Consider the following 8263-nt stretch of genomic DNA (forward strand, 5'->3'; position numbering starts at 1 on the left):
GGGGATGCCCGGGCCGTCGTCGGCCACCCGGAGCCTGACGGTGTCGCCGTCGACGCGACCGAAAGTTCGACCGTCGGGTACCGGCCGTCGTGGTGGGCGACGGCGTTGCTGAGAAGGTTGTGGACGACCGAGGAGAGCAGTTCGTCGGCCAGCACCGACACCGGCGGGAGGTCGCCGTCGACCCGGACGGTCGCCTCGGGGTGGCGGCTGCGGGCGATGTCGACCTGCGTCTCCAGTATCCGCCGGAGGTCGACGGCGTGACACCCCGGGTCGTCGCCGTCCATCGCCAGCAGGAACGTCCGGACCTGCTCGGTGACATCGATGGCCTCTCTGGTGGTCCGACGGAGCCGGTCGACCGTCTCGGGGTCGGCCTCGCCCGACCGCTCTATCCGGTCGCCGGCGGCGTCGATGACCTGCAGGTCGTTGCCGAGGTCGTGGCGGACGATGCGGTTCAAAAGCGTCAGTCGTTCGCGCTCGTCGGCCAACTGCCGACGCTCACGGTCGCGTTCCGAGAGCAGCGCGAGCCGTCGGGCCGCGAGGACGCCGACGACCAGTCCCGTGAGCCCGCCGGTCGCGGTGTTGCCGTCGACGACGACGGCCGGTTGCGTGAACTGGCCGCCGTTCGAGGATTCGAAGAGGACGACGCCGACGGCGGCCCCCGTGGCGGCGACGGAGCCGACCAGCCACCACAGCCCGATGCGGCCGAGGCTCCGGCTGTCGAGGTCGCTGGCGAGGACGGCGACGCCGCAGACGGCGAGCGCGGCCGCGAGGGCGAACGGGAACAGGCCGCCGAAAAGCAGGCCGAGCGGTCCGTCGTACCCCAACGACGCCTGCGAGAGGACGACACCGACCAGCGCGAGACCGGTGGCGACGACGGCGACGCCGACGGCGCCGCGCATCGTCCGGTCCGACCGGGCGGCCGCCGCCCGATCGAAGGCGCGACCGAACGGTGTGACGTACATTACTGCATCTACGGTCCAGAGCGTACTAACCGTTCTGCCGGGCGGTCAGGCGTCGGGGAAGTCGACGTTCAGGACCATCCCGTCCTCGGCGACGATTGTCTCGCCGTCGAACACCTCGCGGGCCTCGCTGCCGAGTCGGCCGGCGCGGCCGGCGTACCGCGTCGAGATGTGCGTCAACGCGAGTCGTTTCACTCCCGCGCGGGTAGCCAGTTCGGCGGCCTGCTTCGCCGTCGAGTGGCCCGTGCTGGCGGCCCGGTCGCGGCGGTCCTCGGCGAAAGTGGCGTCGTGGATCAACAGGTCGGCGTCCGTCGCGGCCTCGACAGTCGCGCCGGTCGGGGCCGTATCGCCGGTGTAGACGAACCGTCGACCCGGTCGGGGCGGCCCGACGACCTCCTCGGGTTCGATGGTCCGGCCGTCGTGTTCGACCGCCTGTCCGTCGTGGAGTTTCGAGTACTTCGGTCCCGGTTCGAGGCCGAGTTCCGCCTCGGCTTTCTCGCGGTCGAAGCGGCCCTTCCGGTCGTCCTCGATCAGGACGTAGCCGACGGACTCGGTGTGGTGGTCGGTCTCGAAAGCCTCGACGACGTATTCGCCGGCGTCGAGGACGGTGTCGCCGGGGCCGACCTGGTCGATCCGCAGTGGAAAGGAGGGTCGGTTGCCGGTCGCCGAGACAAGTTGTTCCAGCCGCGAGCGGGTGCCGTGGGGCGCGTGGACGGCGAGGGGGGCCGTCCGGTCGTTGAAGTCCATCGTCTGGAGCAGTCCCGGGATGCCGAGTACGTGGTCGCCGTGGAGGTGGGTGACGAAGATGTGGTCGACCGAGAACCCGGTCGAAAAGCGCATCATCTGTCGCTGGGTCCCCTCGCCGCAGTCGAACAGCAGTCGCTCGCCCTCCCGCCGGAGCAGGACGGCCGAGGGGTTGCGCTGGGTCGTCGGCACGGCGCCGCTGGTCCCGAGAAACGTTACCTCCATCGGTCACGTCTCGGTGGCCGACGGCTAAACGCCCTTCGGACCGGGGCTAGTGTTTTGAGGGACGGTGTCGTACACCACGGATATGAAGTTCGTCATCGTCGGGTTCGGTCGGTCGGGATGCGGACCGCACGGATCCTCGACAGCGAGGGGCACGATCTCTCTGTCATCGACACCGACCCAAAGAAGGTCGAAACGCGCCGAGAAGGAGGGGTTCGACGTGTATCAGGGCGACGGCGACGACGAGTCGCTACTGGAGGCCGCCGGGATCACCGACGCCGACGCCATCGGCGCGCTGACCGGCGACCTGAACGTCAACTTCGCGGCGTGTATGATCGGGAAACACCACGGCGCGCGGACAGTCCTGCGCATCGACGCCGACTACCGCGCCGAGATATACGAGAAGTACGCCAGCGAGGTCGACGAGATAATCTACCCCGAGCAACTCGGGGCCGCGGGCGCGAAGACGGCGCTTCTGGGCGGGGACTTCGACGTCCTCTCGGCGATCACGGAGTCGCTGTCGGTCGCGACCGTCGACGTACCGGAGGGGTCGTCGGTGATCGGCAAACGGGTCGTCGAGATCGAACTGCCGGGCGACGCGCGCGTCTACGCTCACGGCCGACACGGCCAGTCGCTGTCGATACCGCTGCCACAGACGACCGTCGAAGCGGGCGACAGCCTCGCGGTGATGACGCGCCCGGCGGCTATCGACGACGTTCGCCAGCACATCGGAGCGTGAACGGAAAGGGAACGAGAGGGGTGGAAATGGGTGCCCGGGCGCGCTGGGAGGATGGGAGGCGATGAGGCCAATGTCGCGCGCCCACCGAAGTCGACCGCCGCTCCGGACTTAAATCACCGTCAGACGAGCGCACGACAGCGGCGGGGTCGGCCGCCGACACACTGTTTGTGACCCGCGTCCGATACAGAAGTATGGACGACTGGGAGACGCTGTTCGACCGCGCCGGCGAGTACGAGACCGACGTCGAGACGGTTCGGGAAGCGCTCGCCCGCCACCGCGAGGAGAGCGATGCCTGAAGCCAGCCCCGACCGCATCGTCGCGGACGCGGACGTGCTGGCGGCGGACCTGCTGGTCGGCGGCCACGCCCGGACGGCCCTCGACTACCTCCGGGACCACGAGTGGCTGACGCTACTGGCCAGCGAGGCGTTGCTCGACGACACCGAGGCCGTCGTCGCCGAGGTGGCGACGCCGGCACTGGCGGCCGCCCACCGCGAGCGACTGGCGGTCGACACGACGGCCGTCGACCACCCCGAGGGCGACCATCCAGCCTCGCCAGCGCCTACCGCGGCGGCGCGGCCCACCTCCTCAGCTACGACGAGGACTTGCTGTCGGTCCGGACGGGGCTAGCCGTCCAGCCCCACGCGAACCTGAGTGTGCGCACCCCGGAGCGTTCGCCAGACTGTTCGACCCGGCGGCGCTGTACGAGGCCCTGTACGACGAACCATATTCCGCCCGGGAGGACCACTGAGGAAAATATGTCAGGATAGATAGTACAATCAGACGCCCGTGTGCTATCCGTCTGACGGAGTTTTCGTCCCGCCGCCGTCTTGCACTTTCACTTTCACTGTGCATCCCGGGAGTTTATGTACTACCCGGCCACATATTCAGGTGCTGTCACACGCACCATTCTCCCCTTCCGCCAGTCCGCCAGCGACGGCGTCCTCGCCCCGAGCGTTAACACCACGGCCGCGCAAGTGTGGCTATGCTCGACCTCGAGGACGTACTCGCGGCCCGCGACCGCGTGGCCGCGACCGCACGGCACACGCCGCTTGAGTACTCACACACCTTCTCCTCGCTGACGGGGGCCGATGTCCACCTGAAACTGGAGACGTTCCAGCGCACCGGGTCCTTCAAGATACGCGGCGCGACCAACCGCATCGCGACGCTGAGCGACGCCGAACGCGAGGCCGGCGTGGTGACCGCAAGCGCCGGCAACCACGCACAGGGCGTCGCGCTGGCGGCGACCCGCATCGGCGTCGACTCCGTCATCGTGATGCCCGAGTACGCGCCCATCGCCAAGGTCGAAGCCACCCGGAGTTACGGGGCCGAGGTGGTCCTCCACGGCGAGGACTACGACGCCGCCGCCGAACGCGCCCACGAGATAGAGCGCGAACAGGGCCGGACATACGTCCACGCCTTCGACGACGACGCGGTGATGGCCGGACAGGGCACCATCGGACTGGAGATATACGAGGACCTCCCGGAGGTCGAGACGGTCGTCGTCCCCGTCGGCGGCGGCGGCCTCATCTCCGGTATCGCAACTGCCCTCAAAGGCAAAAACGAGGATATCCGTGTCGTCGGCGTGCAGGCGGCGGGCGCGGCGAGTCTGGCACAGTCTTTGGAGAAAGGCGAAGTGGTCGAACGCGAGGGCGTCGACACTATCGCCGACGGTATCGCCACGCGGAAGGTCGGCGAGCGAACGTTCGACGTTATCGAAGAGCGCGTCGACGAGGTGGTCACCGTCGAGGACTCGGAGATAGCCGTCGCGCTGACGACGCTGTTGGAGCGTTCGAAGACCCTCGTCGAGGGGGCCGGGGCGGCACCGCTGGCGGCCCTGTTGTTCGACCGGTTCGAGTTCGCCGAGGATGAGACGGTCGTCCCGGCGCTGTGTGGCGGCAACATCGATATGAACGTCCTGACGACCGTCATCGTCCGCGGGTTGATCGAGACTGGCCGATACCTCCGCGTGCGGACGGTGCTGGCCGACCGACCGGGCGCGCTGCAGCGACTGGTCGACATCGTCGCCGACCACGACGCCAACATCCACGCCATCGAACACGACCGCGCCGGCGGCGACATCGGGATGAGCGACGCCGAGGTGGAACTTGATCTGGAGACGAAAGGCCACGACCACGTCGAACGGCTACTCTCGGCCCTGCGGGAGGCGGGGTACACGGTGGACGTGCTAGTCTGAGCGACGTGGTCGGACGTAATTTTATGTTGGTGGAAAATAATTAGTGCAGCTATGGTTCAACAGGTAGAAACCCGGCGGGAGTTGCTCGCCGCACTCGGTGTGGGTATCAGTGTGGGATTGGCCGGTTGTGGCGGCGACGATAGCGGCGACGGCGAGGAAGACGACGACGAGGACGAACCGGAGGAGACGACCGCCAGCGACGATTCGATGGACGACCAGTCGATGGACGACGGCTCCGACACTGGCTCGGACGGCGGAGGCGACGACTCGATGGACGGCGGAGGCGACGACTCGATGGACGACGGAGGCGACGACTCGATGGACGACGGGTCCGATAGTGGCTCGGACGACGGATCGACGGACGACGGGAGCGACGACTCGGCGGACGACGGCTCCGACAGCGGATCCGATGCCGAGGCCACCGGCGACGTCGACGGAACGGTGACGAACCAATTGGCCGACGGTATCGAGGTCGTCAGTCACAGCGGGTCGGTGACCGAGGATATGGACGGCAACGAGACGTTCGAGTTGATCGTCACCGTCCAGAACAACGGCGAGGAGACGTTCGAGATCATCGAACACGATTTCAGCGCGACGCTGTACGACAGCGACGGCAACCAGATAGGCACTTCCTCTGGGTTCGGAAGCTTCGGCGGAAGCCCGGAGCCCGGCGAAGAGGTGCCGGTGTTCCTCTCCGGTATCGACGCGGACCCACAGGCTATCGCGAGCTACGAGATCACGCTCTCGTGTAGCGGCTTCGACGAGGGCGCGTACTGCCCGGAGGGCTGAGTCTCACTCCAGTCGAACGTTGTCGAGAACGCCCGTCGCGCCCGTCTCCCAGACGATGGTGAGGCCGACGGCGACGACGACGGGACCGTCCCCGGCGTCGATATCGTACTCGTAAGTCTTCCAGCCCTCGTGGTCGGCGAGTTTCTCCGTGGTGTCGAAGTCCGCCTCGGTCAGGCCGTCCTCGGGTTCGGGACCGACGTAGGTGGCCAGTTTGAGGATGGTGTTGAACGACTCCATCTCGCTGTAGCCGTCGACCCGAAGCGTCGAGACGGCCTCGGGATCGACGGTCTGTTTGACCCAGACGGTGCCGTCGTCGGCGCTCCCGTCGATACCGATGCGGAGAGCACTGGACCCGTCGGACGCTCTCCCGCTCGTCGTCCCGATACTGGAGTCGACCGGTTCCTCCGAGTCACCGGGTTGGGAGGGGAGGTCGCGGCCGACGGTCCACGCCGAGAGGTCGTCCTCGAAGCTCCCGTTCCGTATCTCGGTGGGAGTCTCCGGGGGTTCGGGGTCCGGCGTCGGGGTGTCGTCTGGCGTCCCGTCGTCGGGTTCGGTGGTCGTCCCGTCGTCTGGCGAGGTCGTGGTCTCCTCAGGTGCGGTGGTCTCGGGGTCGTCCGACTCGTCGGTCGTCTCTCCGGGCGTCGACCCGTCGGAACTCGAACAGCCGGCGAGGAGGGCGGTGCTGGCGGCGGCGGTACCGAACAGGAAGCGGCGGCGTTCCATACTCCTCCCGTGAATGGACACGACAAAAGAGGCGACGGAGGCTCAAACAGTCGTTTCAGGGAATCAGTTGCTCGCCGTCGTCGTCGTAGATGGTGATGGCGTCGACGGGACAGGACCGGGCGGCGAACTTCGCGTCCAGTTCGGCGTCCTCGGGCACCTCGCGGACGAAGACGCCGTCTTCCCGTTCCTCGCTGTCGGCGAGGACGGCCTTGCCGGCGTCGGTGTCCTCCTCGAAGGCGTCCCACTCGGCGACGCACTGGAACATCCCGATACAGGTGTCGTAGTCGTACTCGACGCGCATACGCCGAGTTGGGAGGACGGACGTATAATTCTGCGGGCGTCGGTCGCTGTATCGCGCCGGTGTCCCCCGCTGACTACCCCGTCGCCGTCCCGTCATCGACGCGTCGTAGAACGCCCGCCACGTCCCGAAGACGAACGCAAAGGAAGCGACGAAGACGACGGCGAAGAGAAGGTGTCCCGTCGCCCCGTGGGCGACCCAGTCGGCACCGAACGCGTCGACCAGAAACGTCGCGCCACGGCTCAAAACAGCGACCGACGCGAGCAGGGCGGCGAGTGTGACCAGCGTCCGGAGGCCGTCGACGGCGGCCGCAGACAATCGCTCCATAGACGGGTAGTGTCGGCGAGCGATTATAAACCCGCAGGCCGGGTGCGATGGTCGCCCGATGAAAGGAGCGTCCTGGGCTGGGACACGCGGCCGACAGTGCGATAGTTTAACCCCGAGGACGCCCGAACAGCGGCCAATGAACGTCGCGGACATCCCGTCGGTTCCGGAGTGGCTTCCCGAGCACCTCCGGGAGGACGGTATCGAATCGCTGTACCCGCCACAGGCCGAGGCGGTCGAGGCCGGCGTCACGCAGGGGGAGAACCTCGTCGCCTCCATCCCCACCGCCAGCGGGAAGACGCTGATCGCCGAACTGGCGATGCTCGCAAGCGTCGCCGGCGAACGAGACGGGACGGCGCTGTACATCGTCCCGCTCCGGGCGCTGGCAAGCGAGAAACACGCCGAGTTCGAGCAGTTCGAACAGTACGGGCTGGACATCGGCGTCTCGACGGGCAACTACGAGTCCGAGGGCGGGTGGCTCGCGGGCAAGGACATCGTCGTCGCCACCTCCGAGAAGGTCGATTCCCTCGTGCGAAACGGGGCACCGTGGATCGAGGACCTGACCTGCGTGGTGACCGACGAGGTCCATCTGGTCGACGACGGCGAGCGCGGCCCGACGCTCGAGGTGACGCTGGCGAAGCTCAGACAGATCAACCCGGACCTCCAGACCGTCGCACTGTCGGCGACTATCGGCAACGCGGACGTGCTGGCCGAGTGGCTGGGCGCCGAACTGGTCGATTCGGAGTGGCGGCCCATCGAGTTGCAGAAGGGAGTACACTACGGGCAGGCGCTGCACCTCGAAGACGGGAGCCAGCGGGAACTGCGAGTCCGGGACCGCGAGAAGCCGACGGCCGCGGTGGTCAGAGACACGCTGGAGGACGACGGTTCGACGCTGGTGTTCGTCAACTCCCGGCGCAACGCCGAGGCCGCGGCCGGTCGGTTGGCGAATACCGTCGCCGACCACCTCACACCGGAGGAGCGCGAGCGACTGGCCGAGATAGCGGCCGAGATACGGGAGGTCAGCGACACCGAGACCAGCGACGACTTGGCCGACGCGGTGGCGGACGGGGCGGCGTTCCACCACGCCGGCCTCTCCAGCGGCCACCGCGAGTTGGTCGAGGACGCGTTCAGGAACCTATAAGTAGTCTCGCAGGACCGCCCCGAACCCGGCCGCGCCGATACAGAACGACAGTATTCCGCCGATACCGGTCAGCGTGAGGCCGCCGTTGAGGCCCGCGGCGACGAGCAACGGGATCAGCCAGCCGTCCTCG

7 protein-coding genes and 2 pseudogenes are annotated in these 8263 nt (G+C 67.7%); 5 read left to right on the top strand and 4 right to left on the bottom strand.

Features of this window, described 5'->3' with window-relative positions:
* Together GJ629_RS12455 and rnz are read right to left on the bottom strand one after the other, a co-directional pair.
* Positions 1 to 962 (bottom strand): hypothetical protein (locus GJ629_RS12455; RefSeq protein WP_157513346.1); only part of this gene is annotated, 962 nt, incomplete at its 3' end.
* Between the two features lie 45 nt (positions 963 to 1007).
* Entirely contained in the window at positions 1008 to 1928 is a 921-nt protein-coding gene (rnz, locus tag GJ629_RS12460; protein WP_157513347.1) for a ribonuclease Z, read from the bottom strand.
* Between the two features lie 82 nt (positions 1929 to 2010).
* Between rnz and GJ629_RS12465 the strand changes: the two genes are divergently transcribed.
* The 4 genes and pseudogenes from GJ629_RS12465 (at position 2011) to GJ629_RS12480 (ending at position 5647) form a co-directional block, all read left to right on the top strand.
* Entirely contained in the window at positions 2011 to 2664 is a 654-nt protein-coding gene (locus GJ629_RS12465) for a TrkA family potassium uptake protein (protein ID WP_231754615.1), read from the top strand.
* Positions 2665 to 2952: 288 nt separating this feature from the next.
* Positions 2953 to 3412 (top strand): annotated as a pseudogene (locus tag GJ629_RS12470) (hypothetical protein).
* 234 nt (positions 3413 to 3646) lie between these two features.
* Positions 3647 to 4858, top strand: a complete 1212-nt coding sequence (gene ilvA, locus GJ629_RS12475) for a threonine ammonia-lyase (RefSeq protein ID WP_157513348.1) — start codon at positions 3647 to 3649, stop codon at positions 4856 to 4858.
* Positions 4859 to 4909: 51 nt separating this feature from the next.
* Positions 4910 to 5647: a hypothetical protein gene (locus tag GJ629_RS12480; RefSeq protein WP_157513349.1), complete on the top strand. Its 738-nt coding sequence runs from the start codon at positions 4910 to 4912 to the stop codon at positions 5645 to 5647.
* 3 nt (positions 5648 to 5650) lie between these two features.
* On the opposite strand, the gene GJ629_RS12485 is transcribed toward GJ629_RS12480, so the two are convergent.
* The gene (locus GJ629_RS12485; protein ID WP_157513350.1) at positions 5651 to 6370 is read right to left on the bottom strand and encodes a hypothetical protein; all 720 of its coding nucleotides are present in this window, start codon (positions 6368 to 6370) and stop codon (positions 5651 to 5653) included.
* A gap of 55 nt (positions 6371 to 6425) precedes the next feature.
* On the bottom strand, positions 6426 to 6671 hold the full coding sequence (locus GJ629_RS12490) for a ferredoxin (protein WP_157513351.1): 246 nt from the start codon (positions 6669 to 6671) through the stop codon (positions 6426 to 6428).
* A 460-nt stretch (positions 6672 to 7131) separates the two neighbouring features.
* On the opposite strand from GJ629_RS12490, the pseudogene GJ629_RS12495 reads away from it, so the two are divergent.
* Positions 7132 to 8127, top strand: a pseudogene (locus GJ629_RS12495) (DEAD/DEAH box helicase); the annotation flags it as partial.
* Positions 8128 to 8263 lie beyond the last annotated feature (136 nt).

The sequence above is a fragment of the Halapricum sp. CBA1109 genome (assembly GCF_009741825.1).
Taxonomy (GTDB): domain Archaea; phylum Halobacteriota; class Halobacteria; order Halobacteriales; family Haloarculaceae; genus Halapricum.

Bases quoted from the DNA above. Each gene is read 5' to 3' on its own strand.
- GJ629_RS12465 (WP_231754615.1), top strand. From the start codon at position 2,011: ATGAAGTTCGTCATCGTCGGGTTCGGTCGGTCGGGATGCGGACCGCAC.
- GJ629_RS12485 (WP_157513350.1), bottom strand. From the start codon at position 6,370: ATGGAACGCCGCCGCTTCCTGTTCGGTACCGCCGCCGCCAGCACCGCC.
- GJ629_RS12490 (WP_157513351.1), bottom strand. From the start codon at position 6,671: ATGCGCGTCGAGTACGACTACGACACCTGTATCGGGATGTTCCAGTGC.
- ilvA (WP_157513348.1), top strand. From the start codon at position 3,647: ATGCTCGACCTCGAGGACGTACTCGCGGCCCGCGACCGCGTGGCCGCG.
- rnz (WP_157513347.1), bottom strand. From the start codon at position 1,928: ATGGAGGTAACGTTTCTCGGGACCAGCGGCGCCGTGCCGACGACCCAG.
- GJ629_RS12480 (WP_157513349.1), top strand. From the start codon at position 4,910: ATGGTTCAACAGGTAGAAACCCGGCGGGAGTTGCTCGCCGCACTCGGT.